The sequence below is a fragment of the Crenobacter sp. CS_VA4 genome (assembly GCF_055597485.1).
The window spans coordinates 56,644-81,848 of sequence record NZ_JBVMAE010000001.1 but is presented as its reverse complement, the minus strand read 5'-3'; the positions used below and the strand labels follow the sequence as shown (position 1 = coordinate 81,848).

At 67.5% G+C, this 25,205-nt stretch carries 23 protein-coding genes; 12 read left to right on the top strand and 11 right to left on the bottom strand.

Features of this window, described 5'->3' with window-relative positions:
• Positions 1 to 8: 8 nt before the first annotated feature.
• The gene (locus ACZ2IA_RS00410; protein ID WP_470290576.1) at positions 9 to 605 is read right to left on the bottom strand and encodes a Maf family protein; all 597 of its coding nucleotides are present in this window, start codon (positions 603 to 605) and stop codon (positions 9 to 11) included.
• A gap of 217 nt (positions 606 to 822) precedes the next feature.
• Positions 823 to 3,549, bottom strand: a complete 2,727-nt coding sequence (gene secA / locus ACZ2IA_RS00405) for a preprotein translocase subunit SecA (protein ID WP_470290575.1) — start codon at positions 3,547 to 3,549, stop codon at positions 823 to 825.
• A 224-nt stretch (positions 3,550 to 3,773) separates the two neighbouring features.
• On the opposite strand from secA, the gene ACZ2IA_RS00400 reads away from it, so the two are divergent.
• The 3 genes from ACZ2IA_RS00400 to ACZ2IA_RS00390 all read left to right on the top strand — a co-directional run bounded on the left by ACZ2IA_RS00400 (position 3,774) and on the right by ACZ2IA_RS00390 (position 7,050).
• Entirely contained in the window at positions 3,774 to 4,217 is a 444-nt protein-coding gene (locus tag ACZ2IA_RS00400; RefSeq protein WP_470290574.1) for a DciA family protein, read from the top strand.
• 102 nt (positions 4,218 to 4,319) lie between these two features.
• A complete protein-coding gene (locus tag ACZ2IA_RS00395) occupies positions 4,320 to 5,963 on the top strand; it encodes a methyl-accepting chemotaxis protein (RefSeq protein WP_470290573.1) in 1,644 nt (547 codons plus the stop codon).
• A gap of 148 nt (positions 5,964 to 6,111) precedes the next feature.
• Positions 6,112 to 7,050, top strand: coding sequence for an alpha/beta hydrolase (locus ACZ2IA_RS00390; RefSeq protein ID WP_470290572.1), 939 nt, complete (start codon positions 6,112 to 6,114; stop codon positions 7,048 to 7,050).
• A 59-nt stretch (positions 7,051 to 7,109) separates the two neighbouring features.
• Here ACZ2IA_RS00390 and ACZ2IA_RS00385 read toward each other — a convergent pair whose 3' ends face one another.
• Positions 7,110 to 8,000, bottom strand: coding sequence for a mechanosensitive ion channel family protein (locus ACZ2IA_RS00385; protein ID WP_470290571.1), 891 nt, complete (start codon positions 7,998 to 8,000; stop codon positions 7,110 to 7,112).
• Positions 8,001 to 8,232: 232 nt separating this feature from the next.
• Between ACZ2IA_RS00385 and ACZ2IA_RS00380 the strand changes: the two genes are divergently transcribed.
• Positions 8,233 to 10,248 (top strand): oxidoreductase, encoded by a 2,016-nt coding sequence (locus tag ACZ2IA_RS00380; protein ID WP_470290570.1) that lies wholly within the window; start codon positions 8,233 to 8,235, stop codon positions 10,246 to 10,248.
• A 105-nt stretch (positions 10,249 to 10,353) separates the two neighbouring features.
• Here the strand turns inward: ACZ2IA_RS00380 and ACZ2IA_RS00375 are convergent, their stop codons facing one another.
• Together ACZ2IA_RS00375 and ACZ2IA_RS00370 are read right to left on the bottom strand one after the other, a co-directional pair.
• The gene (locus ACZ2IA_RS00375; RefSeq protein WP_470290569.1) at positions 10,354 to 10,704 is read right to left on the bottom strand and encodes a DUF1294 domain-containing protein; all 351 of its coding nucleotides are present in this window, start codon (positions 10,702 to 10,704) and stop codon (positions 10,354 to 10,356) included.
• Positions 10,701 to 11,219 (bottom strand): TlpA family protein disulfide reductase, encoded by a 519-nt coding sequence (locus ACZ2IA_RS00370; RefSeq protein WP_470290568.1) that lies wholly within the window; start codon positions 11,217 to 11,219, stop codon positions 10,701 to 10,703. The genes ACZ2IA_RS00375 and ACZ2IA_RS00370 overlap by 4 nt, the downstream gene beginning before the upstream one ends.
• 110 nt (positions 11,220 to 11,329) lie before the next feature.
• On the opposite strand from ACZ2IA_RS00370, the gene ACZ2IA_RS00365 reads away from it, so the two are divergent.
• The 5 genes from ACZ2IA_RS00365 (at position 11,330) to ACZ2IA_RS00345 (ending at position 16,218) form a co-directional block, all read left to right on the top strand.
• Entirely contained in the window at positions 11,330 to 12,274 is a 945-nt protein-coding gene (locus ACZ2IA_RS00365) for a carbohydrate kinase family protein (RefSeq protein ID WP_470290567.1), read from the top strand.
• A 112-nt stretch (positions 12,275 to 12,386) separates the two neighbouring features.
• Positions 12,387 to 13,673, top strand: a complete 1,287-nt coding sequence (gshA, locus tag ACZ2IA_RS00360) for a glutamate--cysteine ligase (RefSeq protein ID WP_470290566.1) — start codon at positions 12,387 to 12,389, stop codon at positions 13,671 to 13,673.
• A gap of 78 nt (positions 13,674 to 13,751) precedes the next feature.
• Positions 13,752 to 14,711 (top strand): glutathione synthase, encoded by a 960-nt coding sequence (gene gshB, locus ACZ2IA_RS00355; RefSeq protein WP_470290565.1) that lies wholly within the window; start codon positions 13,752 to 13,754, stop codon positions 14,709 to 14,711.
• The gene (locus ACZ2IA_RS00350; protein WP_470290564.1) at positions 14,696 to 15,766 is read left to right on the top strand and encodes an FAD:protein FMN transferase; all 1,071 of its coding nucleotides are present in this window, start codon (positions 14,696 to 14,698) and stop codon (positions 15,764 to 15,766) included. The genes gshB and ACZ2IA_RS00350 overlap by 16 nt, the downstream gene beginning before the upstream one ends.
• A 68-nt stretch (positions 15,767 to 15,834) precedes the next feature.
• Positions 15,835 to 16,218 (top strand): diacylglycerol kinase, encoded by a 384-nt coding sequence (locus tag ACZ2IA_RS00345; RefSeq protein WP_470290563.1) that lies wholly within the window; start codon positions 15,835 to 15,837, stop codon positions 16,216 to 16,218.
• A gap of 189 nt (positions 16,219 to 16,407) precedes the next feature.
• Here ACZ2IA_RS00345 and ACZ2IA_RS00340 read toward each other — a convergent pair whose 3' ends face one another.
• The 6 genes from ACZ2IA_RS00340 to ACZ2IA_RS00315 form a co-directional block, all read right to left on the bottom strand.
• Complete coding sequence (locus tag ACZ2IA_RS00340) at positions 16,408 to 16,701, bottom strand: Mpo1-like protein (protein WP_470290562.1); 294 nt, start codon at positions 16,699 to 16,701, stop codon at positions 16,408 to 16,410.
• Positions 16,702 to 16,817: 116 nt separating this feature from the next.
• Complete coding sequence (locus tag ACZ2IA_RS00335) at positions 16,818 to 17,207, bottom strand: hypothetical protein (protein WP_470290561.1); 390 nt, start codon at positions 17,205 to 17,207, stop codon at positions 16,818 to 16,820.
• Between the two features lie 237 nt (positions 17,208 to 17,444).
• Entirely contained in the window at positions 17,445 to 19,760 is a 2,316-nt protein-coding gene (topA, locus tag ACZ2IA_RS00330) for a type I DNA topoisomerase (RefSeq protein WP_470290560.1), read from the bottom strand.
• 219 nt (positions 19,761 to 19,979) lie between these two features.
• On the bottom strand, positions 19,980 to 20,438 hold the full coding sequence (locus ACZ2IA_RS00325) for a Smg family protein (protein WP_470290559.1): 459 nt from the start codon (positions 20,436 to 20,438) through the stop codon (positions 19,980 to 19,982).
• 31 nt (positions 20,439 to 20,469) lie between these two features.
• Positions 20,470 to 21,561 carry a DNA-processing protein DprA gene (gene dprA / locus ACZ2IA_RS00320; RefSeq protein ID WP_470290558.1) on the bottom strand — a complete coding sequence of 364 codons (1,092 nt, stop codon included), beginning with the start codon at positions 21,559 to 21,561 and terminating at the stop codon, positions 20,470 to 20,472.
• Complete coding sequence (locus tag ACZ2IA_RS00315) at positions 21,558 to 22,598, bottom strand: LysM peptidoglycan-binding domain-containing protein (RefSeq protein ID WP_470290557.1); 1,041 nt, start codon at positions 22,596 to 22,598, stop codon at positions 21,558 to 21,560. Before ACZ2IA_RS00315 ends, dprA begins: the two co-directional genes overlap by 4 nt.
• A gap of 128 nt (positions 22,599 to 22,726) precedes the next feature.
• Here ACZ2IA_RS00315 and def point away from each other — a divergent pair, with 128 nt between their 5' ends.
• The 3 genes from def to htpX all read left to right on the top strand — a co-directional run bounded on the left by def (position 22,727) and on the right by htpX (position 25,154).
• Positions 22,727 to 23,230 (top strand): peptide deformylase, encoded by a 504-nt coding sequence (gene def / locus ACZ2IA_RS00310; protein WP_470290556.1) that lies wholly within the window; start codon positions 22,727 to 22,729, stop codon positions 23,228 to 23,230.
• A 98-nt stretch (positions 23,231 to 23,328) separates the two neighbouring features.
• Entirely contained in the window at positions 23,329 to 24,249 is a 921-nt protein-coding gene (gene fmt / locus ACZ2IA_RS00305; protein ID WP_470290555.1) for a methionyl-tRNA formyltransferase, read from the top strand.
• Positions 24,250 to 24,299: 50 nt separating this feature from the next.
• Positions 24,300 to 25,154 carry a zinc metalloprotease HtpX gene (gene htpX, locus ACZ2IA_RS00300; protein WP_470290554.1) on the top strand — a complete coding sequence of 285 codons (855 nt, stop codon included), beginning with the start codon at positions 24,300 to 24,302 and terminating at the stop codon, positions 25,152 to 25,154.
• Positions 25,155 to 25,205: the final 51 nt, after the last annotated feature.

Genomic DNA, 25,205 nt, shown 5'->3' with positions numbered 1-25,205 from the left:
CTATCCCCTCAGGGCAGAATCAGGCCGTATTCGGCCAACAGTTGAGCGGTTTCGAAGAGCGGCAGGCCGACCACGCCGGTGAAGCTGCCGTCGATGTGTTCGACGAACACCCCGGCGCGGCCCTGGATGCCGTAGCCGCCGGCCTTGTCGAACGGCTCGCCGCTGGCGACGTAGCGCTCGATCTCGGCGTCGGTGAGCGGCTTGAAGCGTACCGTGGTCACCGAGGTGGCGAGCTTGACCCTGTCGTCCTGGCGTAGCGCCACCGCGGTGACCACTTGGTGCTCGCGGCCGGAGAAGGCCTGCAGCATGCGGCGCGCGTCGGCGGCGTCGGCCGGCTTGCCGAAGATTTCGCCGTCGAGCGTCACGGTGGTGTCGGCCGACAACAGCGGCCGGCTCGGCAGGCCGCTCACGGCGACCACCTGCCAGCCGGCGGCCGCCTTGGCGATGGCGAGGCGTTCGGTGTAGGCGATGGCGTCTTCGCCGGGCAGCACCGATTCGTCGATGTCGGCGTGGATGCGTTCCAGATTGACGCCGAGTTGTTCCAGGAGTTCGCGGCGGCGCGGGCTGCCGGAGGCGAGGTAGAGCAGGTTCGGGGTTGCGGTCATGCCGGCTTGCGGAAGAGGTGGCTGATCGCCCAAGAGTACCAGAGCCGGCGGGCTAGCGGCAGGGCGGCGATGCGGGGCGGCCCGGCGGGTGAGTCGTCGTAATCGGCCAAGCGATTGCATGACAAGGGTATTTTGCGACGGGGCGGGAGGGGTGGGCGCCGGACAAAAGAACAGGGCCTCCCGCGGGAGGCCCTGTGTCGTGGTGCCTAAGGCCGGATCAGGCGAGGCGGCCGTGGCACTGCTTGTACTTCTGGCCGCTGCCGCACGGGCACGGGTCGTTGCGGCCGATGCGCAGGCCCTGTGCCGCCAGCACTTCCGGGCTGTACGGGTTGTCTTCCTCGTCGGCGACGCCACCGCCGCTGAAGCCGCTCGCGGCGTCGGCGTGCATCAGCTGCAGCTCGCTCGGCACGTGCGGCTCGACCGCTTCGAGGTCGTCCTGGGTGCGCACTTCCACCGTCATCAGTACGTTGACCACGCTCTTCTTGATGCGCTCGAGCATCGCCGCGAACAGTTCGAACGCCTCGCGCTTGTACTCCTGCTTCGGGTTCTTCTGCGCGTAGCCGCGCAGGTGGATGCCCTGGCGCAGGTGGTCCATCGCCGCCAGGTGCTCGCGCCAGTGGGTGTCGAGCATCTGCAGCACCAGGCTGCGCTCAAACTGCTGCATCACGCCGTCGCCGGCGAACGCCACCTTGGCGCCGTACTGTTCTTCGGCCAACTTGAGGATGCGCTGGCGAATCTCCTCGGTGTCGAGGTTCGGTTCGGCCTGCATCCAGGCGGTCACCAGCGCGTTCAGTTGGTATTCGGCTTCCAGCGTCTTTTCCAGGCCCGGCAGGTCCCACTGCTCTTCCATCGACTCTGGCGGAATGTACTGATCGACCAGGTCGCTGAGCACGCCCTCGCGCATATTGGCGACGATGTCGGACACGTCGTCGGTCTCGAGGATCTCGTTGCGCTGCTGGTAGATCACCTTGCGCTGGTCGTTGGCGACGTCGTCGTACTCGAGCAGCTGCTTGCGGATGTCGAAGTTGCGGCCTTCGACCTTGCGCTGCGCGTTCTCAATCGAACGCGAGACCCACGGGTGCTCGATCGCCTCGCCCTCCGGCATCTTCAGCCGGTCCATGATCGCGGCGACGCGGTCCGACGCGAAGATGCGCAGCAGCGGGTCTTCCAGGCTGAGGTAGAAGCGGCTCGAACCTGGGTCGCCCTGACGGCCGGAACGGCCGCGCAGCTGGTTGTCGATCCGGCGCGATTCGTGGCGTTCGGTGCCGACGATGTGCAGGCCGCCGGCGGCGAGCACCGCGTTGTGGCGCTGCTGCCATTCGGTCTTGATCTCGTCGACGCGGGTCTGCTTCTCGGCGTCGGTCAGCGAGTCGTCGGCTTCCACCGCCTTGATTTCCGGCGCCGGGTTGCCGCCGAGCACGATGTCGGTACCACGGCCGGCCATATTGGTGGCGACGGTGATCACCCCCGGGCGACCGGCCTGCACCACGATGTCGGCTTCACGCGCGTGCTCCTTGGCGTTCAGCACGTTGTGCGGCAGCTTGGCGCGGCGCAACAGCTCGGCGACCAGTTCGGAGTTCTCGATGCTGGTGGTGCCGACTAGCGCCGGTTGGCCGCGATCAAAGCAGTCCCTGATGTCGGCGAGCAGCGCGTCGTACTTTTCGCGGGCGGTGCGGTACACCTTGTCGTGCGAGTCGTCGCGGATCATCGGCCGGTTGGTCGGGATCACCACGGTCTCGAGGCCGTAGATCTCCTGGAATTCGTACGCCTCGGTGTCGGCGGTACCGGTCATGCCCGACAGCTTGCCGTACAGGCGGAAGTAGTTCTGGAAGGTGATCGACGCGAGCGTCTGGTTCTCGCGGTTGATCTCGACGCCTTCCTTGGCCTCGACCGCCTGGTGCAGGCCTTCGCTCCAGCGGCGGCCGGCCATCAGGCGGCCGGTGAATTCGTCGACGATGATCACCTCGCCGTCCTGCACCACGTAGTGCTGGTCCTTGTGGTACAGCGCGTGTGCGCGCAGCGCGGCCATCAGGTGGTGCATCAGCGTGATGTTGGCGGCCGAGTACAGGCTGTCGCCGTCGACCAAGAGGCCCATCTGGGCCAGGATCTGTTCGCAGTGCTCGTGACCGGTCTCGGACAACAGCACGCTGTGCGCCTTCTCGTCGACCCAGTAGTCGCCTTCGCCTTCTTCGGTTTCCTGGCGTTTCAACAGCGGCGGCACCGCGTTCATCTGGCGGTACATGTCGATATTGTCTTCGGCCGGGCCGGAGATGATCAGCGGGGTGCGCGCCTCGTCGATCAGGATCGAGTCCACCTCGTCGACCACCGCGAACGCGAGCGGGCGCTGCACCTTCTCGTCGCTCGAGAACACCATGTTGTCGCGCAGGTAGTCGAAGCCGAATTCGTTGTTGGTGCCGTAGGTGATGTCGGCGGCGTAGGCGTCCTGCTTCTCGTCGTGCGGCATCTGCGACAGGTTCACGCCGACCGACAGGCCGAGGAAGTTGTACAGCTTGGCCATGATGCCGGCGTCGCGGCTGGCCAGGTAGTCGTTCACCGTCACCACGTGCGCGCCCTTGCCGGTCAGCGCGTTCAGGTACACCGGCAGCGTGGCGACCAGCGTCTTGCCTTCACCGGTGCGCATCTCGGCAATCTTGTTGTCGTGCAGCACCATGCCGCCGATCAGCTGCACGTCGAAGTGGCGCATGCCGAGCACGCGGCGGCCGGCTTCGCGGCACACCGCGAACGCTTCGGGCAGCAGCGCGTCGAGCGTTTCGCCCTTGGCCAGACGGTCCTTGAATTCGGCGGTCTTGCCGGCCAGCGCCTCGTCGGAAAGCGCCTGCATCGCGTCTTCCAGGCCATTGATACGCGCCACGGTCTGGCGGTATTGCTTCAGCAACCGGTCGTTGCGGCTGCCGAACACTTTCTTGAGTAGCGTCGAAATCATTCGGATTTGTCCAGGCCAAAAGCCAAAAAATGGTCAAAAGTTTAGCACATCGTTGCCCCCCCGGATGGGGGCATGTTGGCGATTCCACAAGCGCAGGCGCCAGATTTCGCCGCCGGCCGTCGCATTGGCCGCACGTCCCGCTCGTCGGTGGCGCTTGGCGCACCACCGGCCGACCGGCGCGGCCGCGCTACAATGCTCGTCCCGATCCGCCCGCGAGTGCCCGCATGAGAGCCAGCCGTACCCCCGCCGACATCGTCCGCAAGGACAGCCAGCTTGCCCGTCTGACCGAACAGGCGCAGGCGCTGATGGCGCTCGACCGCAGCTTCAAGAAGCTGGCGCCGGCCAACCTGGCCGAGCATTGCCGCGCGGTGCGGATCCGCGACGGCGAGCTGGTGCTGTTCGCCGACAACGGCGCGGTGGCGGCACGGCTGCGGCTGATGGCGCCGGGGCTGCTGCCGGCGCTGGCCAAGGCGGGATATGTGGCGCGTACGGTACGGGTGCGGGTGGTGCTGCCTAGCTTAACGCCGCCACGCTACAACCGGCTGACGGTCGGTGCCGAGGGCATTGCCGCGCTCGAATCGGCCGCCGAATCCTTGAGCGATCCGGCGCTGGCGGCGGCGCTGCGCCGCTTCGCCCGGCACCGCCGCGACGACGGCGGGACGACCTGACTCAAAAATTCATGTCAAATGCTTGTTGCGGTCTGGTTTATCTCCAATAATCAGCACCGAATTTAAAAAAACCTAATCGGCTTCAAGCACTCGGGGGTGAATATGAACAGTCTGTTTCGGCGCATGTCGATCGGCAAGCGCCTGTCGTTGGCGTTTGCCGCCCTGTTGGTGTTGATGCTGGCGATCGGGGCCGGTGCCTGGCTGGAAATGAGCGGTCTGGCCAACAAGTTCCGCACCATCACCCAGGTCACCAACCCCAACATCCAGGCCCTGTCGCGGATGCAGACCGCGACGATGACCGAGTTCCGCGCCGCTGGCGACTATGTGTTCGCCGAGGACGACGCGCAGCGCGCGTCCAACAAGGCGCGCCTGAGCGAGAGCCGCCAGGCGTACGGTGCCGAGTTCGACAAGCTCAAGGCGCTGGTCAACGGGGCGGACGGCATCGACAAGGAGCGCACGCTGCTCACCCAGCTGGAGGCCAATCGCGTCGCACTCGACAAGCAGTTCGCCCGCGTGGTGCAGCTGTACGAGGGGGGGCAGATCAACGAGGCGCGCACCCTGATCGGCGCGGAGCTGTCGTCGGACAATTACGCGCTGGCGGGCACGCTGAAGGCCTTCCTCGAGGCCGAGTTCGCCTCGAACGCGGACGACGCCCAGCAGGGCGCGCAGAAGATCGCCTTCGCCGAGACACTGATCGCGACGCTGAGTGCCGCCTCGCTCTTGATCGGCGTGCTGCTGGCGGTGGCGATCACCCGCTCGATCACCGGTCCGCTCGCCGACGCGGTCGAGGTGGCCGACGCGGTGGCGTCCGGCCAGCTGAACGCGCAGATCGAGGTCGACGGCGACGACGAGGTCGGCCAGCTGCAGCGCGCGCTGCAACGGATGGTGGCCAACCTCGGCAAGACGGTGCGGCTGGTGCGCGAAGGGGTCGACGAGTCGCGCCGGATGGTCGACGCGCTGACGTCCTCGTCCGGCCAGGTGCTCGGCGCCAGCATCCACCAGGCGTCGGCCGCCAGCGCCTCGGCGGCGGCGGTCGAACAGCTGACGGTGAGCATCGCCAGCGTCGCCGACGCGGCCGACGAACTGCGCCAGAAGGCCTCCGGCAACCTGCAGAGCAGCCGTGACGGCAGCCGCAGCGTCGCCCAGCTACAGGCCGAGATGGAGCAGATGCAGGCGGTGATCCAGAACCTGGCCGGCGCGGTGAAGGACTTCGTGCAGAGCACCCAGTCGATCAGCAGCATGACCCGCGAGGTGCGCGACATCGCCGACCAGACCAATCTGTTGGCGCTGAACGCGGCGATCGAGGCGGCGCGTGCCGGCGAACAGGGCCGCGGCTTCGCGGTGGTGGCCGACGAGGTGCGCAAGTTGGCCGAAAAGTCGTCGAGCTCGGCGTCCGAGATCGACACCGTCAACCAGCAGCTCGGCGTGAAGTCGGTGGCGCTCGACGCGGTGGTGCAGCAGGGCCTGGCCTCGCTGGAAACCAGCCGCGGCGTGGTGCGCTCGGTGGCCGAGCTGTTCAGTGCCTCGGACGTCAGCGTCAGCGAGTCGGGCCAGGACATCGACAACATCGCCGCGTCGGTGGAAGAGCAGAAGGCCGCCAGTACCGACATCGCCCGCAATATGGAGAAGATGGCGCAGATGGCCGAGGAAACCACCGCGGCGATGCAGAACATCGACGAGAACAGCCAGAAGATCGCCGGCGTGGCGACCGGGCTGGGGCAGAGCGTGCAGTTCTTCCGGCTCTAACACCGCCATCGCGCCTAGCCAAGGGGACGCGTTGACAGCGCCAGGTACGGCGGCTTCGGCCAACCTTCTACGCCACGGCTTGCCGTGGCGTTTTTGCTGGCGGCGTGGCTAAATGCCCCAGTCATCCCCGATGTGGAGCGCTGTGCCGATGCAGACCTTTTCCCTGACCGCCGCCGACGGCGCGGCTATCGCCGTCTGCCTGTGGTCGCCGGCCGGGCCGCCGCGTGCGCTGCTGCTGATCTCGCACGGCATGAGCGAGTACGCGGCGCGCTACCACCGGCTGGCGACCCGCTTGTCCGGCGCCGGCTACCTGGTGGTGGCGCACGACCACCGCGGCCACGGCGTGGCGCCGGCGGTGCGCGGCCATTACGCCGACGCGGACGGCTGGGCCCGCGTGATCGACGATCTGCGGGTGGTGCAGGAATGGGCGGCCGAGCGGCACCCCGGCCTGCCGCTCTTGCTGTTCGGCCACAGCATGGGCAGCTTCATCGCCCGGGCGTTCTTCGCCGCTTATGGCGCGCGGCTGTCGGGCCTGGTGCTGTCGGCCACCGGCTACCGGCAGCGCTGGCTGGCCAAGCTGCTCGGCGGCGTCGCCGCCTGGCAGGTCCGCCGCCACGGAGCGGCGACGCCGAGCCGGCTGCTGGCGCGGCTGGTGTTCGGCAGCTTCAACCTGGGCTTCTTCCCGGCGCGCACCGGCTTCGACTGGCTGTCGCCCGACCCGCACGAGGTGGACGCCTACCGTGCCGACCCGCTGTGCGGCTTCGACGTCAGCGCCGGGCTGTGGCGCGACCTGTTCGGCGGCATCGTCGCGCTGGAAGAGGTCGAGGCGCGTGGCCAGGGCTTCAACACCGCCTGTCCGGTGTGGCTGTTGGCCGGTAGTCGCGACCCGGTCAGCCTGGGCCGCTTCGGTCTCGGCCAGCTGCGGCGCCGCTACCGCGCGGCGGGGCTTACCGACGTGACGATGACCGTCTACCCGGGCGGCCGCCACGAGATGCACAACGACACGCGCCGCGACGAGTTCGAGCGCGACCTGCTGGCCTGGCTCGACCGCCATCTGATGGCACCGGCCGGCGCGGCGGCGGCCTGAACGCCGCGCCAGCATGCAAAAAGCCCGCCTTTTGGCGGGCTTTGTCGTTGTGGGCGTGCTTACACCGTCTCGCGCTTCGGAACGGCCAGCGGCTGCTCGGTTGGGACTTGCTGCCCGTCCTGCGCGAACACATTGTAGCTCGGCACCGCCAGCGCGATGCCGGCGTCTTCGAGCAGCGGGCGCACTCGCGCGTACACGTCCCAACGGAAATCCCAGTAACCGTCGTTGCGGGCCCAGGCGCGGATATTCAGCGTGGTGAACGCGTCGTTGATGTCGAGCACCATCACCCGCGGCGCCGGTTCGGCCAAGGTCTGCGGATGCTGGCGGATGAAGGCGTCGAGCAGCCGGGCCGCGTGCTGCGCATCGGCGCGGAAGTCGATCTTCACCGGCACGTCGAGGCGGCGCTGGTCGTTGCGGCTGTAGTTGAGGATGGTGCCCGACCACAGCTGGCTGTTCGGCACGTACTGGTAGATGCCGTCGAAGCGCTCTATCAGCGTGTTGAACAGCGCGATCTCGTGCACGGTGCCCTGGATCGCGCCGCACTCGATGTATTCGCCCACTTTGAACGGCCGCAGCAGCACCAGCATGATGCCGGCGGCGATGTTCTGCAGCGTGCCCTGCAGCGCGAGACCCACCGCCAGGCCGGCGGCGCCGAGCATCGCGGCGATCGTCGCCATCTGCACGCCGAGCTGCGACAAGGCCAGCGCCAGCGCGACGATCTTCAGCGCCCAGCTCGCCAGGCTCTTGAGCAGCGGTTTGAGCGTGTCGTCGACCTTGGTCGAAGTGGCTAGGGTACGGTCGAGCGTCCTCTCGACACGGCGGCTGATCTTCCAGCCGAGCCAGACGATCAACAGGGCCAATACCAGGTTGCCGCCGATGCCCAGCGTGCTGGCAACAACGTTGTCGCTCAGCCGGTTGAGAAAGCTGTTGAGGGTGTCTGTGGTCGGCAAAACGGGAATCTCCTTGGAACGGACGGCCGGCTAGCCGGCCGGGTTGAAAGGCTTGCGTGGTGCAAACAGTGTAAACGACGCATTGCGTCGGTGTGGTTAAGCGACCGCTTCCGACGGCACGGCGTTCCCGGTCGGTCTCATGCCGTTGACACCTTACTAACTAGTAAGTATCGTCGTCGGACAGCAATCTACCATAACAAAACAAGCGCTTGCGCGACCACGAGGAACCACAATGATCGCTTACCCGCACCTGCTCGCCCCGCTCGACCTGGGCTTCACCACCCTGAAGAACCGCGTGCTGATGGGCTCGATGCATACCGGCCTGGAAGAGGCGCCGCACGGTTTCGAGAAGATGGCGGCGTTCTACGCCGAGCGCGCCCGCGGCGGCGTCGGCCTGATCGTCACCGGCGGGGTCGGCCCGAACGAGGAGGGCCGGGTGGCCGATGGCGCGTCGGTGCTGGTCGACGAAACCGAGGTGCCGCACCACCGCCTGGTCACCGACGCGGTGCACGCGGCCGGCGGCAAGATCGCGATGCAGATCCTGCACACCGGCCGTTACAGCTACCAGGAAGGGCTGGTCGCGCCGTCGCCGCTGATCGCGCCGGTCAACTTCTACCGGCCGCGCGAGATGAGCGAGGACGACATCCGGCGCACCATCGCCGACTTCGCCCGCTGTGCCAGGCTCGCGCAGCAGGCCGGCTACGACGGCGTCGAGGTGATGGGCTCGGAAGGCTATCTGCTCAACCAGTTCATCGTGCGCCACACCAATAAGCGCAGCGACGACTGGGGCGGCAGCTTCGAGAACCGCATCCGCTTCCCGCTCGAGGTGCTGCGCGCGGTGCGCGCCGCGGTCGGCGCCGAATTCATCATCATCTACCGGCTGTCGATGCTCGATCTGGTGCACGACGGCAGCAGCTGGGACGAGGTGGTGGCGCTGGCCAAGGAGGTCGAGAAGGCCGGCGCCACCATCATCAACACCGGCATCGGCTGGCACGAGGCGCGCATCCCGACCATCGCCACCATGGTGCCGCGCGCCGGCTTCGCCTGGGTGACCCGCCGGCTGAAGGGCGAGGTGGCCATCCCGCTGATCACCACCAACCGCATCAACGACCCGGCGGTGGCCGAGCGCGTGCTGGCCGACGGCTGCGCCGACATGGTGTCGATGGCGCGGCCGTTTCTGGCCGACCCGGCGTTCGTGCTGAAGGCCGAGCAAGGTCGTGCCGACGAGATCAACACCTGTATCGGCTGTAACCAGGCCTGCCTCGACCACATCTTCCAGGGCAAGCTGACCTCCTGCCTGGTCAACCCCTACGCCTGCCGCGAGACCGAGCTGGCGCTGACGCCGACCGGCGTCGCCAAGCGCATCGCCGTGGTCGGCGCCGGCCCGGCGGGCCTGGCGTTCGCCACCACCGCCGCCGAACGCGGCCACGCGGTGACGCTGTTCGACGCTGCCGCCGAGATCGGCGGCCAGTTCAACGTGGCGAAGAAGATCCCCGGCAAGGAAGAGTTCTACGAGACGCTGCGCTACTTCCGTCGCCGCCTCGAACTGACCGGCGTGACGCTGCGGCTCGGAGAGCGGGTCGACGCTGACGCCCTAGCCGGCTTCGACGAGGTGGTGCTCGCCAGCGGCATCAAGCCGCGCACCCCGGCGATCGACGGCATCGACCACCCGAAGGTGCTCAGCTACCTCGACGTGTTGAGGCACGGCAAGCCGGTCGGGGCGAAGGTGGCGATCATCGGCGCCGGCGGCATCGGCTTCGACACCGCCGAGTTCCTGACCCAAGAGGGCGACTCGCCGTCGCTGCTTACCGAGGAATTCATGCGCGAGTGGGGCGTCGACATGAGCTACGCGCAGCCGGGCGGCGTCACCCGGCCGCAACCGGTGCCGAGCGCGCGCCAGGTGTGGCTGCTGCAGCGTAAGAACAGCAAGCCGGGCGAGGGCCTCGGCAAGACCACCGGCTGGATCCACCGCCAGAGCCTGAAGATGAAGGGCGTCGAGATGCTCGGCGGCGTCAGCTACAACCGGATCGACGACGCCGGCCTGCACGTGACGATCAAGGGCGAGGAGTTGGTGCTGCCGGTCGACAACGTGGTGCTGTGCGCCGGCCAGGAACCGCTGCGCGAGCTGGAAGCGCCGCTGACCGCGCTCGGCAAGACCGTGCACCGGATCGGCGGCGCCGACGTCGCGGTCGAGCTCGACGCCAAGCGCGCGATCGACCAGGGCACGCGGCTGGCGTTGGCGATTTAAATACTGGCACGTTGGCCGAACCGGCCAATCGGGAAAACACAACGCCACCGTTAGCGGTGGCGTTTTTCATGGCGGATGGCCGGCTTCGGTCAACGTTGGCGGCGTCTAACCCTGCCGCGGTACCGATCGCCACCACAGCCACAGCCCCCACGCCAGCCAGTGCGTCAGCACGATCGACCAGAACACCGCCCGGAACGAGCGCTTCTGCGTCTTGTGGCGTAGCCAGCGCTGGCCGGCGAGCGCGCCGGGCCAGCCGCCGGCCAGCTCCAGCAGGTGCAACGTCGCCTCCGGCACCCGCCACCCGCCGTGCATCGCGCGGCGCTTGTCGTGGGCGTAGGTCAGCAGGGTGATCAGGCTGAACAGCGCGTAGCCGGCCAGCACCAGCCAGTGTTGGCCGAACAGCGCGAGCCACAGGCTGGCACCGAGCGGCAGCGTCAACGGCAGCAGCCAGTTCACAACCGCGGCTCGACTGCCTGGCGCAGCGTCTGCTCGGTCAGCTTGCCGAGCAGGCGCGCGACCGGCTTGCCGCTGCGGTCGAGCACCACGGTGAACGGCAGGCCGCCGGACGGGTTGCCGAGGCTGCGCATCACGTTGACGGTGTCGGCGTCGCCGAGCCAGATCGGGTAGTCGATCTGGAACATCTTGCGGAAGTTGTTGACCTCGACCTTATTGTCGAGCGCGATGCCGACCACTACGACGCCGCGGCCGGCCAGCTGCCGGCCGACGTTGGCGAGCATCGGCATCTCCTCACGGCACGGCGCGCACCAGGTGGCCCAGAAATTGACCACGGTCACCTTACCGCGGGTCGCCTCGATGCCGATCGGCTTGCCGCTGGCGAGGTCGGTGAAGCGGCTGCTGGCGAGCTCGGGCGCGGCGCTGGCGAGCGGGGCGAGCAGGCTCAGGCCCAGCGCGATCAGCCCCGTCAGCAGGCGGCGTCGCGTGGCCGCGGCGGCGAAAAATGTCTTGTTCACGGATTTCCCTTATCGATTAGGCACTTGCTTGGGTTTGGCGATGGGCCATGCTGTAATGGCATGGTAGACTTGCCGGCTTTTTTCCGATGTCCTGTCCGCCCGGAGTACGCATGGCCATTCTAGTTTGCGGGTCGCTGGCTTACGACACCCTGCTGTCGTTCAACAACCGCTTCGACTCCCAGATCTTACCCGACCAGTTGCACAAGATTTCCACCACCTTCCTGGTGCCGTCGATGCGCCGCGAGTTCGGCGGCTGCTCGGGCAATATCGCTTACAACCTGGCGATGCTCGGCGAATCGCCGCTGGTGATGGCCACCGTCGGCGAGGACTTCGCACCCTACCGCGCACACCTGACGCGACTCGGCTTGCGCGACGACCACATCACCACCGTGGCCGGCCAGTTCACCGCGCAGTGCTTCATCATCAGCGACTGCGACGGCAACCAGCTGATGGCGTTCCACCCCGGTGCGTTCGAGCAGGCCACCCTCAACCACATGAGCGACGTCGCCGAGCCGATCGAGATCGCCATCGTCGCGCCGTCCGGCCGTGCCGGCTGCCTGCAGCATTGCCGGGAGCTCGCCGAGATGGGCGTGCCGTTCATCTTCGACCCGGGCCAGGAGCTGCCGCTGTTCAGCCGCGACGAATTGAACCAGTTGGTCGAACTGGCCACCTACGTGGTGCTGAACGACTACGAGAGCGAGCTGATGCGCGAGCGCGCCGGCCTGTCGATCGAGGCGCTGCGCCGCAAGGTCGACGCGCTGATCGTCACCCGCGGCAGCCACGGCTCGGAGATCTATGCCGGTGACAGCGTGCACCGGATCCCGCGCGCACAGATGAGCGACAAGCCGGTCGACCCGTCCGGCTGCGGCGACGCCTACCGCGCCGGCCTGTTGTACGGCCTGAAGCACGGCCTCGACTGGCAGGTGACCGGCCGGCTCGCCAACGTGATCGGCGCGGTGAAAGTCGCCAGCCAAGGCCCGCAGAACCACTTCTTCGACTGGGACAAGATCGCCGGCCTGTACGAACAGGCGTACGGCGAAGCCTGGCCCGGCTGAGCGGGAAGAGTTTCGGCCAACCTTGGCGCCCGTCATAATCACAGGGTTGAAGATCGCCGGGCCAGGCCCCACCATTAGACGATTCGATCGCACAACATGAATCGGGGGAATCATGCCTGTACCGCACCTGGCCACCGCGCTGAAGGGACCGCTCCTGGAGCTGGAACGCCGCATCCTGGCTGCCCAGCCGAACATCGAGCACTGGTTCCGCAGCCAGTGGCACGCCCACACCACGCCGTTCTACGGCTCGGTGGACCTGCGCAACAGCGGTTTCAAGCTGGCGCCGGTCGACATGAATCTGTTCCCCGGTGGGTTCAACAACCTCAACACCGACTTCACCCCGCTGGCGGTACAGGCGGCGATGAGCGCGGTGGAGAAGGTCTGTCCGGAAGCGAAGAACATCCTGCTGATCCCGGAAAACCACACCCGCAACACCTATTATCTGCAGAACGTCGCCTCGCTGGTGCACATCCTCGAGCAGGCCGGCCTGAAAGTTCGCCTCGGCACCTTGAACCCGGAAATCACCGAGCCGACCAGCTTTGCCACCGCGCACGGCGATAGCGTCACGCTCGAGCCTATCGTCCGCGCCGGCAACCGGATCAAGCTGGAAGATGGCTTCAGCCCGTGCATGGTGCTGCTCAACAACGACCTGTCGGCCGGCATCCCGGAGCCGCTGCAAGGGCTGGAGCAGAACGTGCTGCCGCCGCTGCACGCCGGCTGGGCGGTGCGCCGCAAGACCAACCACTTCGCCGCCTACGACAAGGTCGCCGCCGAATTCGCGCAGCTGTTGTCGATCGACCCGTGGCTGATCAACCCCTACTTCACCCGGGTGTCCGGTCTCGACTTCCAGTCGCGTCAGGGCGAGGAAGAGATGGCGCGCGCGGTCGACGAGATGCTCGCCAAGATCCGCGCCAAGTACGCCGAGTACGGCATCGAGCAGGAAGCGTTCGTCATCGTCAAGGCCGACGCCGGCACCTACGGCATGGGCGTGATGAGCGTGAAGTCGGGCGAGGAGCTGATCGGCCTGAACCGTAAGGCGCGCAACAAGATGGCGGTGGTCAAGGAGGGCCTGGAGGTCTCCGAGGTGATCGTCCAGGAAGGCGTCTACACCTTCGAAACCGTCAACGAGGCGGTCGCCGAACCGGTGGTGTACATGCTCGACCGCTTCGTGATCGGCGGCTTCTACCGCGTCCACACCGGCCGCGGCATCGACGAGAACCTCAACGCGCCGGGCATGCACTTCGTGCCGCTGAGCTTCGAGTCGCCCTGCCTGCCGGACAGGAAGGGCACGCCGGACTGCCCGCCGAACCGCTTCTACGCCTATGGCGTGATCGCGCGGCTGGCGCTGCTGGCGGCGTCGCTCGAACTCGAGGCGACCGACCCGGACGCCGACGCCTGATTGCCGGGGCCGGACCCGCAGGCGTTCGGCCAACCTCTTTCCCGTTGCGGGGGCGCCTGTCGCGCCCCGGAGATCGCCATGCGCATCCTGTTCATTGCCGACCCGCTCGATCACTTCAAGATCTACAAAGACACCACCTTCGCCATGATGGAAGAGGCCGCCCGGCGCGGCCATGCCTTGGCGTTCTGCGAGGCGCGCAACGTCGCGGTCGAGGGCGGCCGGGTGCTGGCCGACACCGTCAAGCTGACGCTGACCGGCGAGCATTCAGGTGACCAGAAACACTGGTACAAGCTCGGCGAGGTCGAACGGCTGCCGCTGTCCGCCTTCGACGCGGTGCTGATGCGCAAGGACCCGCCGTTCGACCTCGAGTACCTGTACGCCACCCAGCTGTTGACGATGGCCGAACAGCAGGGCGCCCGGGTGTTCAACAGCGGCCAGGCGATGCGCGACTTCAACGAGAAGCTCGCGATCCTGCAGTTCCCCGACTATGTCGCGCCGACGCTGGTGTCGCCGGATACCAACAAGATCCGTGTCTTTATCCGCCTGCACCAGGACGTGATCCTGAAGCCGCTCGACAGCATGGGCGGCGACAGTATCTTCCGCGTCACCCCGCAGGACGCCAACCTGGCGGTGATCCTCGAAACGATCAGCCGTCGCGGTGCGCGCACCGTGATGGCGCAGCGCTACATCCCCGAGATCAAGCAGGGCGACAAGCGGGTGATCGTGATCGCCGGCAAGCCGGTCGACTACTGCCTGGCACGGATCCCGAAGGCCGGCGAGACGCGCGGCAACCTCGCCGCCGGCGGCACCGGGGTGGCGCAGCCGATCTCGGCGCGCGACCGCGAGATCGCCGAGGCGCTCGGCCCGGAGCTGGTGCGGCGCGGCATCCTGTTCGCCGGCCTCGACGTGATCGGCGACTACCTCACCGAGGTCAACGTCACCAGCCCGACCTGCTTCCGCGAAATCATGGAGCAGAGCGACACCCCGGTGGCGGCGATCTTCATCGACGCGCTGGAAGCCGCGTGCGGCAAGGGCTGAGCCGGTTTCGGCCAACTTGCTTGGCCGCGCTGGTGCTGCTGGCCGGTTGCGGCGCGACGCCGCCGCCGTACAAGCAGGAAGCGTACGTGTTCGGCACCCGGGTCGAGGTGACCGTCGCCGGCCTGCCCGAAGAGCAGGCCGAGCACGCGGTGCGCACCGTGCTGGCCGATCTCGACCGGCTGCAGGTCAGGCTGCACCCGTGGCGGCCGGACAGCGAGTTGGCGCGGGTCAATCACGCGATCGGCGCCGGCCAGCCGGTGCGCATCGACGCGGAGCTCGCCGGGTTGATCCGCGACGGCGCCCGCTTCGAATCCTGGTCGGACGGGCTATTCGCGCCCGGCATCGGCAAGTTGGTCGCGCTATGGGGCTTTCACGCCGACAGCTTCGTACCGGTGACGCCGAACCCGGCGGAGCTTGCCCAGCTCGTCGACAGCCGGCCGAGCCTCGCCGACCTGACCATCAAGGATGGCTTGCTCACCAGCCACAACCGCGACCTCGCGCTCGACTTCGGCGGCTACGCCAAGGGCTGGGCGCTCGATCGGGCGCGCCAGGAGCTCAAGCAGGCCGGCGTTAGCTCGGCCTTGGTCAATATCGGCGGCAATGTGATCGCGCTCGGCAAGAAGCCGGACGGCACGCCGTGGAAGGTCGGCATCCAGCACCCGCGCAAGAACGAGGCGATGGCGATGCTGACGCTCGCCGACGGCGAGGCGGTCGGCACCTCGGGCGATTACCAGCGCTACTTCATCGATCAAGGCCGCCGCCACTGCCACCTGGTCGATCCGCGCGACGGCGACACCGACTGCAAGCTGCAGGCGGTCACCGTGCTGATGCCGGCCGGCCTCGAGGCCGGCACCCGCTCCGACGTGGCGAGCAAGCCGATCTACTTCGCCGGCCCGGCCGGCGCCGGCCGCTACGCGGCGCGCTTCGGCACCCCGTATGTGCTGCTGGTCGACGGCGCCGGCACCGCTTGGGTCAGCCCGGCGCTGAATAAGCGGCTCGAATGGCTGGCGGCGGCGCCGAAGCAGCGCCGCATGCTGGCGATGCCAACACCCTGACCTATCCTTGTCCGGAATCGCTCGTCGTTGCGAGCGCCGCCGCCTCTGTCGACCCGAGCCCGCCTACGATGACCACTCCCGACCCCGCCAGCCCGTTCAAGGGCAAGAGCGGCGTGAAGCGCCTCCTCAACGCTCTCGGTTATTCGATCGACGGCCTGGCCGCCGCGCTGCGCCACGAGGCGGCGTTTCGCCAGCTGCTGTTGCTGGCGGCAATCCTGATCCCGCTGGCGTTCGTGATCGACGCGAGTCGCACCGAGCGGGCGCTGCTGGTGGCGAGTTCGTTGGCGACGCTGGTGATCGAGCTGTTCAACTCGGCGATCGAGGCGGCGGTCGACCATACCTCGCTGGAGCGCCACCCGCTCGCCAAGCGCGCCAAGGACATGGGCAGCGCGGCACAGCTGCTCGGTCTGGTGAACCTGGTGGCGATGTGGGCGCTGGTGCTGTTGCCTTGAAGCTAGAGATTGTTAGCAGCGCTGAACTGATCGAGTTAACGCCTCAAGGAAGCTCTAAAAACCGTCGTGAGCGGCACGCAGGCGAGGCGGACGGAGTGCAGAAACCGGAGTGGACTAGATGTCCATGAGGATTTCGAGCACCGCCCAACGAAGCATCCGTGCCGCGCAGCAGGTTTTTAGAGCTTCCGCTCAGCGCCAGTGCCGGCCGCGCAGCATCTGTCCGTACAGCACCCAGTCGGCGGCCAGGCTCAGCCACGGATGGCGGAAGGTCGCCGGGCGGTTGTGCTCGAAGAAGAAATGGCCGATCCAGGCGCAGCCGTAGCCGGCCACGGGCGCCAGCCACAGCAGCGCCCCCTGGCGGCTGATCAGCGCGCCGAGCAGGATCAGCAGCACCAGCGTGCTGCCGGCGAAGTGCAGGCGGCGGCAGATCGGGTTGGCGTGCTCGCCGAGGTAGTAGCGGTAGAAGCTGGCAAAGTCGGCCATGGCCGGGGCTCCGAGCGGTATGCAGCTTGCAGCCTAGCCCGCCGATGGGCACAAATGATACCCCCGGCCGCAGCCGGGGGAGAGGTGGTTGACCGAACGCCGTATTGCTCTAGCGTTCAATCGTCCAGACGACGATAGACGAAACCGGGAAATACCCGAATTGCGTCGCGCGGCATTTCGCCTACCTCGTCCTCCTGCCCGACCAGCCCCCAGCGCGAACCGCGTGCTGCCAGAGTGCGGTACACCGGGTAGCCGGACCGGTAGCCGATCAGCTCGTGGCCACGAAAGTGGTCGAGCGACAGCAACGGCTGGTCGTGACGTGCGACGAACATCGCGGCGGCGTCAGCATCACGTGCGATCGCCGCCAGCTGTTCGCGGTCGGCCACCACCAGACCGCAAAACACCACCAGCAAGACCACGGCCAACAACGGCCACGCTGCTGTGGCGAAGAAAATGACGGCGAGAATCGCTGCGCCGCTGAACAGGTATTGACTGTTGATCTTCATCTGGGACACCGCACGCCGTTGGTGAGCACCCATAGCAAACGCCGCCTTGCGGCGGCGTTTGATATGCCTAAGAAGGCATTCCGGCCCGTCGTGGCGCCGTACTGGTCAGGATCACCCTGACCCTTCATCTAGGGGCCAACCACTCCCCATGAACCCAGTATAGCGGCGCTGTCTCGCCTTGCTGAATAAAAACAAGGGCTTGGCAAACCGGATCGGGTAGGGTGAGTACCGGGCGCCTTATTCGGCGCTGCTTTCCGGGGCGGCCTCTTCCTTGCCTTCCGGCGGGGCGATCTGCACGGCGTAGCCGCATTCCTTCTGCGGGCACACCTTCTCGGTGCCGCGCCGCTTGGTGGTCTTGATCGTCAGGATCGGCCAGCCGCACTGCGGGCACGGTTCGGCCACCGGCGGATTCCAGGTGGCGTACTTGCACTTCGGGTAGGTGTTGCAGCTGTAGAACAGCTTGCCGTAGCGGCTCTTGCGCTCGATCAGGTGGCCGGTCTTGCACTCCGGGCACACTACGCCGGTGTCCTTCGGCTTTTCCAACGGCTCGATGTGCTTGCACTTCGGGTAGTTGGCGCAGCCGATGAACTTGCCGTACTTGCCCTTCTTGATCAACAGCTGGCCGCCGCAGTCCGGGCAGTCGCGTCCCTCGACCACGGTCGGCTCCTCGGCCGCCGCGGCGGCGCTCTCCGCGGTCTCGTTCATGTCGCGGGTGTAGTCGCACTCCGGGTAGCCCGAGCAGCCGATGAAGCGGCCGCGTCGGCCGAAGCGGATCATCAGCGGCTTCTGGCACTTCGGACACGCCTCGTCGAGGTTCTCGGTGGTCACCTCGGCGCGCGAGATGCTTTCCTTCTCGGTGATCTGCTTCTTGAAGCCCTTCCAGAAGCTGTCCATCACCGGCACCCACTGGCGCTGGCCGCTGGCGATCTCGTCGAGCTGGTTCTCCAGCTTGGCGGTGAAGTTGTAGTCGACGTACTGGGCGAAGTGCTCGGTCAGGAACTTGTTGACGATCTCGCCGGTGTCGGTCGGCTCGAAGCGCTTCTTGTCGAGCGTGACATACTCGCGGTCCTTCAGCGTCGAGATGATGCTGGCGTAGGTCGACGGACGGCCGATGCCGAACTCTTCCAGCGCCTTCACCAAGGACGCTTCGGTGAAGCGCGGCGGCGGCTGGGTGAAGTGCTGCTCGCCGTACAGCTTGTCGACCGGCAGCGTCTCGCCTTCCTCCAGCACCGGCAGCTTGGCGCTATCCTCATCCTCGGCGTCGTCGACGTCTTCCTCGTACACCGCCAGGAAGCCGGCGAACACCAGTACCTGGCCGGAGGCGCGGAACATCGCCTCGCCGACCGCGATGTCGATGCCGGTGGTGTCGAACTTGGCCGGCGCCATCTGGCAGGCCAGCGTGCGCTTCCAGATCATCTCGTAGAGCTTGAACTGGTCGGAGGTCAGGAACGGCTTCACCGCGTCCGGCGTGCGGTACACCGAGGTCGGCCGAACCGCCTCGTGCGCTTCCTGGGCGTTCTTCGACTTGTTCTTGAACGCGACCGGGCTCTTGGGCAGGAAGGCCGGCTCGAACTTGTTCTCGATGTAGTGGCGGATCTCGGTGACCGCTTCGGCCGCCAGCGCCACCGAGTCGGTACGCATATAGGTGATCAGGCCGACCGTGCCCTGGCCGACGTCGATACCCTCGTAGAGCTGCTGCGCGGTGCGCATCGCCCGGTCGGTGGTCATGCCGAGCTTGCGCACGGCCTCCTGCTGCAGCGTCGAGGTAGTGAACGGTGCGGCCGGGTTGCGGGTCTTTTTCTTCTTCTCGATCGCGGCGACGGTGGCGCTCTGGCCGGCCAGGCGGGCCAGCACCGCGGCCTGCTCGGCCTCGTTCGGGATGTCGAACTGCTCGAGTTTCTTGCCGGCCAGCTGGGTCAGCTTGGCCGAGAACTTGGTGCGGCTCTTGTGGCTATCGAGGTGCACCGACCAGTATTCCTGCTCGACGAAGGCGCGAATCTCGTTCTCGCGCTCGCAGATCAGCCGCAGTGCCGGGCTCTGCACCCGACCGGCGGAGAGGCCGCGACGGATCTTCTTCCACAGCAGCGGCGACAGGTTGAAGCCGACCAGGTAGTCGAGCGCCCGGCGCGCCTGCTGGGCGTCGACCAGGTCCTGCGCGATCTCGCGCGGGTTCTGGATCGCCTCGAGCACCGCGTTCTTGGTGATCTCGTGGAACACCACGCGCTGCGCGGTCTTGTCCTTCAACAGCTTCTTGCCGTTGAGGATCTGCACCAGGTGCCAGGAAATCGCCTCGCCTTCGCGGTCCGGGTCAGTCGCGAGATAGACATGGTCGACCTCGCGCACCGCGCTGACGATCGCGTCGACGTGCTTGCTGTTGCGCGCGATCAGCTGGTACTTCATCGCAAAGTCTTTGTCCGGATCGACGGCGCCGTTTTTCGGCACCAGATCGCGCACGTGACCGTAGGAGGCGAGGACTTCAAAGTCCGCGCCCAAGTATTTTTTCAGCGTTTTCGCCTTGGAGGGCGATTCGACAATCAAGAGGCTTGAAGGCATGTCCGCGTGCACCATTGAACCTGCGCGGGTGGCGCAGGCTGACACATCCTGTATCCGTCAAAGAAAACAAGAGCGCAAGTCGGCGCTCTTGTCGGGGGTTGTTCGTTGGCACTTAGCGCCAGATGGGGCGGGATGGTAGAGCAGCCACCGCCCCCCTGCAAGCTTGGGGTCGTAACGAGATATTGCAATCGTTCGGTCGCGGGCTCGGCTTGGCGGCCCTTACTGCATGGTCGGCTCGCCGTGGATCACCGCCAAAAGGTCCTCGCCGAGCAGGAACGGCAGCTCGGCCTTCTGGCTCCACAGCACCATCAGCGCGACCAGCTTGGTCGCCTCGACGCTGATCTCGTCGTCGGGCAGCGCCAACAGGCGGTCGATGGTCAGTTCGCGCTGCGCCGGGGTCAGGCCGCCTTCTTCTTCGAGGAACTGCAGCAGGCCGCGCACCTCGGTCGGCAGGCGCTTCATCTCGGCATCGGCGTAGATGCGCAGGCTGGCGCCTTCGTTGGCACCGGCGAAGGCTTCTTCGCCGAGTTCGGACAGCGAGTCGAGCCAGTTGAGGGCATCGTCGATTTCCTCTTCTTCGAAACCGGCGGCCGACAGATGGCGCGACAGGGCCTCCCGCTCCGGGCAGGTTTCGAGGTCCTGGTACTCTTCGAGGAGGAAAACTAATACGTCAAACATTGAATCTCACAGCGGGAAATGATGGCCGGTTTCAGCCAAGGCGCTGGAAGCGGCTGCCGGGTAGACTCGCCACGCGGCCGGCCAGTTCCTGCTCAAGCAGCATCGCGTAAACCTGCTGGGTCGTCAACCCGAGCCGCCCGGCGAGCGTGTCGGCGTCGACCGGCTCGAAGCCGAGCGCCGCCAATAGCGGTGTCTCCTCGGCGTGTTCCGGTTCGGGCGCCACGGCGGCTCGCCTCGTCGGCTTCGTTACCGGCGCGGCCGGTCGTCCCACCTCGTCGAGTACGTCGTCCACCGTCTCGACCAGTTTCGCCCCATCCTTTAACAAGCGGTGGCAGCCGCGCGCCTGCGGGTTGTGGATCGAGCCGGGGATCGCCAGCACCTCGCGGCCGGCCTCGGCGGCGAGCCGAGCAGTGATCAGCGAGCCGGAATCGACGCTCGCCTCGACCACCAGGCAGCCGCGCGACAAGGCGGCGATGATGCGGTTGCGGCGCGGGAAGTTGCCGGCGAGTGGGCGGATGCCGAGCGCGAACTCGGAGACGATCAGCCCCTGTTCGGCGATCTGCTGCGCCAGCGCCTTGTTGCCGGCCGGGTAGATGCGGTCGATGCCGGTGCCGATCACCGCCACGGTGCAGGCCGGATGGACCAATGCGCCGCGGTGCGCGGCGGCGTCGACGCCGGCGGCCAGACCCGAGGCGATAGTGTAACCGGCGGCGGCGAGCCCGCTGGCAAATGCCTCGGCGTCGCGGCAGCCCTGCGGGGTGGCATGGCGGCTGCCGACCACCGCCAGCATCGGCCGGGCCAGCAAGTCGCGGCGGCCGCGCAGGAACAGCAAGGGCGGCGGGCCGTGACTGTCGGCCAAGGCGGGCGGGTAGTCGTCATCGAGCAAGGTCATCAGGCTGCAGCCGGGCTGCTCGGCCCAGGCGAGCGCGGCCGCGACCGACTCGGCGGCGGCGTCGCTCTTCAGCGCGTCGGCGGCCTCGCGGCCGATCAACGGCTCGAGCTGGTTGCGGCTGGCGCCGCAGGCGGTGGTCGCCGAGCCGAACGCCTCGATCAGCTTCAGGAAGCCGACCGGGCCGACCCCGGGGGTCAGTGCCAGGTTCAGCCAGTCGTGCGGGATGGTCATCGATCCTCCGTTGGCGCGCCGACCGGGTCGCCGATAGTGAGCGGGCGGTGGCTGTCGAGCACTAGCGCGTACGCGACGTGTTCGAACACCCGGTAGACGAACAGCGTACCGGCCGCTTCGGTCGGCAGCCGCACAGTGACCGGGCGCTGGTCCGGGGCGTTCACCGTGACCGGCTGGCCCTGCTTGTAGGCGACCGCGACCTGGCCCGGCTCGACGCCGTCGGCGCGGCCGCGGTTGAGCACCACGCTGGCGTGCTGCGCGACCTCGTCGCCGGCGCCGTACGAGGCGACGATCCGGGCGGCAAAGCCCGCGTCGACCGGGTGCGGCACGTAGTTGACGAAGTAGTCGCGCGGCGCGGCCAACAGCCGGTCGCCGACCTGGATTTCCTCGACGCTGCGCGTCACCTGCAGCGTCTGCACCGGTTGATCGAGCCGGCGTACGCGCAGGTCGCCGCCGTAGGCGACCTCGTAGCCGAGCGGTTGGCCGGTGTCCGGGTCGAGCAGCGGCCGGCCCGGACGGTAGGCCTGGTAGTCGCCGGTGGCGGTGACGCCCATCGCGTAGGCGGCATCGCCGAGCGACAGCACCACCCGCTCCTCGGGGCCGGCGACCAGCCGCGGCGCGCGCTCGAACTCGGCCTGCTCGATCACCAGCGGCCGCTTCAGGAACGGTTCGAGCCGGCGCGCCGGGAGGCTCGGCACCGGCGGGTCGCTCTCAAGGCTGCGCAGCTGCGGGCTCAGCCGTACTTCGCGCCGGCTGGTTTCGGCCAGGCTCAGACGCGGCTGGCCGCCGCTGCGGTCGAGCAGCAGCACGTCGCCGGGGTAGATCCAGTGCGGCCGGGCGACGTCGCGGCGGTTCATCTGCCACAGCGCCGGCCATTGCCAGGGGCGGTCGAGGTAGCGGCCGGCGATGCCCCACAGCGTGTCGCCGCGTTGCACCACGTAGCGCGTCGGCGCGTCCGGGCGCGGCGTCAGCGCGAAGATCGGCGTCGGTACGGCGAGGATCAACGCGAAAAGGAGCGTTATAATACTTTTGTGCACGAAAGCTGCCCCAATATAAACGACAAGCGCCGAACGACTGCGGCGCCGGCCGAATGGTCTTATTATTCAAATATCATGATTATCGGTGTGCCTGGGGGCAAACGACAACAACTGGAGCGATACGGCGCATGGCCCTGCTGAACATTTTGCAATATCCCGATGAACGCCTGCACAAGGTGGCCAAGCCGGTCGCCGCGGTGGACGAGCGTATCCGCACGCTGATCGACGACATGGCCGAGACCATGTACGCCGCGCGCGGCATCGGCCTGGCGGCGACGCAGGTCAATGTGCACGAGCGCGTGGTGGTGATCGACCTGTCCGAGGAGCACAACGAGCTCACCGCGTTCGTCAATCCGGAAATCGTCGAGAAGGACGGTGAGATCGTCTACGAGGAAGGTTGCCTGTCGGTGCCCGGCATCTACGACAAGGTGACCCGCGCCGAGCACGTCAAAGTGCGCGCGCAGGGCCGCGACGGTCAGCCGTTCGAAGTGGAGGCGCACGGCCTGTTGGCGGTCTGCATCCAGCACGAGATCGACCACCTCAACGGCAAGGTGTTCGTCGAGTACCTGTCGAAACTCAAGCAGGACCGCATCAAGACCAAGCTGAAGAAGCACGAGAGAAACAACCTCTGAGTCGGGCGGGCGGCGCTTAGCGCGTCGCCGCTGCGTCCGACTTGGCCGAACCCCCGGGGGCATGCCGCGCGCTGCCCCCGGCTCTTTGAAGGGACCCCATGAAGCTGATTTTTGCCGGCACCCCCGAATTTGCCGCCCAGGCGATGGCCGCGCTGCTCGCCGCCGGTCACGAGATCGCGCTGGTGCTGACCCAGCCGGACCGCCCGGCCGGCCGCGGCATGAAGCTCAAACCCAGCCCGGTGAAGGCGCTGGCGCTCGAGCACGGCCTGCGCGTCGAGCAGCCGCTGACCCTGAAGACCGACGAGGCGCAGGCGATGCTCGCGGAGATCGGCGCCGAGCTGATGGTGGTGGCCGCCTACGGGCTGATCCTGCCGCGCGCGGTGCTGGAAATCCCGGCGCGCGGCTGCCTGAACATTCATGCGTCCTTGCTGCCCCGCTGGCGCGGCGCCGCGCCGATCCAGCGCGCGATCGAGGCGGGCGACGCCGAGACCGGCATCACCATCATGCTGATGGACGTCGGCCTCGACACCGGCGACATGCTCTCGATCCACCCGGTGGCGATCGCCGCCGACGAGACCGGCGCCAGCCTGCACGACAAGTTGGCCGAAACCGGTGCCGCCGCGATCGTCGACACGCTGGCGAAACTCGACAGTCTGAGTCCGGTCAAGCAGCCGGAGGACGGCGTCACCTACGCGCAGAAGCTCAGCAAGGCCGAGGCGCAGCTCGACTGGGGCCGGCCGGCGGTGGAGCTGGCACGGCGCATCCGCGCGTTCAACCCGGTGCCGGGTGCGGTGACCACGCTTGGAGGCGAACCGCTGAAGCTGTGGTTGGCCGAAGCGGTGGACGGGCAGGGAGCGCCGGGCACGGTGCTGGCGGCCGGCGGTGACGGGCTGGTGGTGGCCGCAGGCAGCGGCGCGGTGCGCGTCACCGAGCTGCAGGCGGCCGGCGGCAAGCGGCTGGCGGCACGCGACTTCGTCGCCGGCCGGCCGGCGCTGAGCGGCGAGACGCTGGGTGCTTGAGTGTTCGGCAGCCCGTAGCGGGGCAGGGCCAATCGGAAGGATGAGTCGTGATGGATAACTGGCTGAAGACTAGCGTGCTGATGGCGGCGATCGTCGCGCTGTTCATGGTGATCGGCGGGATGATCGGCGGTAAGAGCGGCATGCTGCTGGCACTGCTGTTCGGCGGTGCGATGAACGTCTGGGCGTGGTGGAATTCCGACCAGATGGTGTTGCGCATGTACAACGCGCAGCCGGTCGACGCGCAGTCGGCGCCGGAGTTCTACGGCCTGGTCGCCGAGCTCGCGCAGCGCGCCGGCTTGCCGATGCCGCGCGTCTACGTGATCCACGAGGAGCAGCCGAACGCCTTCGCCACCGGCCGCGACCCGCAGCACGCCGCGGTGGCGGCGACCACCGGCATCATGCGCCTGCTCGATTACCGTGAGCTGCGCGGCGTGATGGCGCACGAGCTGGCGCATGTGCAGCACCGCGACACCCTGTTGTCGACCGTGTCGGCGACGATGGCCGGCGCGATCTCGGCGCTGGCGAACTTCGCGATGTTCTTCGGCGGGCGCGACGAGAACGGCCAGCCTATCGGCCTGTTGCCGCGGCTGGCGGTGGCGCTGCTGGCGCCGCTCGCCGCCAGCCTGATCCAGATGGCGATCTCGCGCTCCCGCGAGTTCGAGGCCGACCGCGGCGGCGCGGCGATATCCGGCGACCCGCTGGCGCTCGCCAGTGCCTTGCAGAAGATCGAGTACTACGCGCAGGGCATCGCGATGCCGGCCGCCGAGGCGCACCCGGAAACCGCGCAGATGATGATCATCAACCCGCTGTCCGGCGCCGGCGGCATGGCCGGCCTGTTCCGCACCCACCCGGAAACCGCCGAACGGATCGCCCGCTTGCAGGACATCGCGCGCGGCGTCGGATAAGAGCCGCTAAAAATTCAGCGCAGCGGCCGCTAGGCGTGCTGCTGCGGACAG

Excerpts from the sequence above, each read along its gene's own strand:
- fmt (WP_470290555.1), top strand. The coding sequence starts at position 23,329 with ATGAAGCTGATTTTTGCCGGCACCCCCGAATTTGCCGCCCAGGCGATG.
- ACZ2IA_RS00335 (WP_470290561.1), bottom strand. The coding sequence starts at position 17,207 with ATGAAGATCAACAGTCAATACCTGTTCAGCGGCGCAGCGATTCTCGCC.
- ACZ2IA_RS00380 (WP_470290570.1), top strand. The coding sequence starts at position 8,233 with ATGATCGCTTACCCGCACCTGCTCGCCCCGCTCGACCTGGGCTTCACC.
- ACZ2IA_RS00365 (WP_470290567.1), top strand. The coding sequence starts at position 11,330 with ATGGCCATTCTAGTTTGCGGGTCGCTGGCTTACGACACCCTGCTGTCG.
- gshA (WP_470290566.1), top strand. The coding sequence starts at position 12,387 with ATGCCTGTACCGCACCTGGCCACCGCGCTGAAGGGACCGCTCCTGGAG.
- ACZ2IA_RS00325 (WP_470290559.1), bottom strand. The coding sequence starts at position 20,438 with ATGTTTGACGTATTAGTTTTCCTCCTCGAAGAGTACCAGGACCTCGAA.
- ACZ2IA_RS00400 (WP_470290574.1), top strand. The coding sequence starts at position 3,774 with ATGAGAGCCAGCCGTACCCCCGCCGACATCGTCCGCAAGGACAGCCAG.
- htpX (WP_470290554.1), top strand. The coding sequence starts at position 24,300 with ATGGATAACTGGCTGAAGACTAGCGTGCTGATGGCGGCGATCGTCGCG.
- ACZ2IA_RS00410 (WP_470290576.1), bottom strand. The coding sequence starts at position 605 with ATGACCGCAACCCCGAACCTGCTCTACCTCGCCTCCGGCAGCCCGCGC.
- def (WP_470290556.1), top strand. The coding sequence starts at position 22,727 with ATGGCCCTGCTGAACATTTTGCAATATCCCGATGAACGCCTGCACAAG.
- ACZ2IA_RS00395 (WP_470290573.1), top strand. The coding sequence starts at position 4,320 with ATGAACAGTCTGTTTCGGCGCATGTCGATCGGCAAGCGCCTGTCGTTG.
- topA (WP_470290560.1), bottom strand. The coding sequence starts at position 19,760 with ATGCCTTCAAGCCTCTTGATTGTCGAATCGCCCTCCAAGGCGAAAACG.
- dprA (WP_470290558.1), bottom strand. The coding sequence starts at position 21,561 with ATGACCATCCCGCACGACTGGCTGAACCTGGCACTGACCCCCGGGGTC.
- ACZ2IA_RS00390 (WP_470290572.1), top strand. The coding sequence starts at position 6,112 with ATGCAGACCTTTTCCCTGACCGCCGCCGACGGCGCGGCTATCGCCGTC.
- gshB (WP_470290565.1), top strand. The coding sequence starts at position 13,752 with ATGCGCATCCTGTTCATTGCCGACCCGCTCGATCACTTCAAGATCTAC.
- ACZ2IA_RS00345 (WP_470290563.1), top strand. The coding sequence starts at position 15,835 with ATGACCACTCCCGACCCCGCCAGCCCGTTCAAGGGCAAGAGCGGCGTG.
- ACZ2IA_RS00340 (WP_470290562.1), bottom strand. The coding sequence starts at position 16,701 with ATGGCCGACTTTGCCAGCTTCTACCGCTACTACCTCGGCGAGCACGCC.
- secA (WP_470290575.1), bottom strand. The coding sequence starts at position 3,549 with ATGATTTCGACGCTACTCAAGAAAGTGTTCGGCAGCCGCAACGACCGG.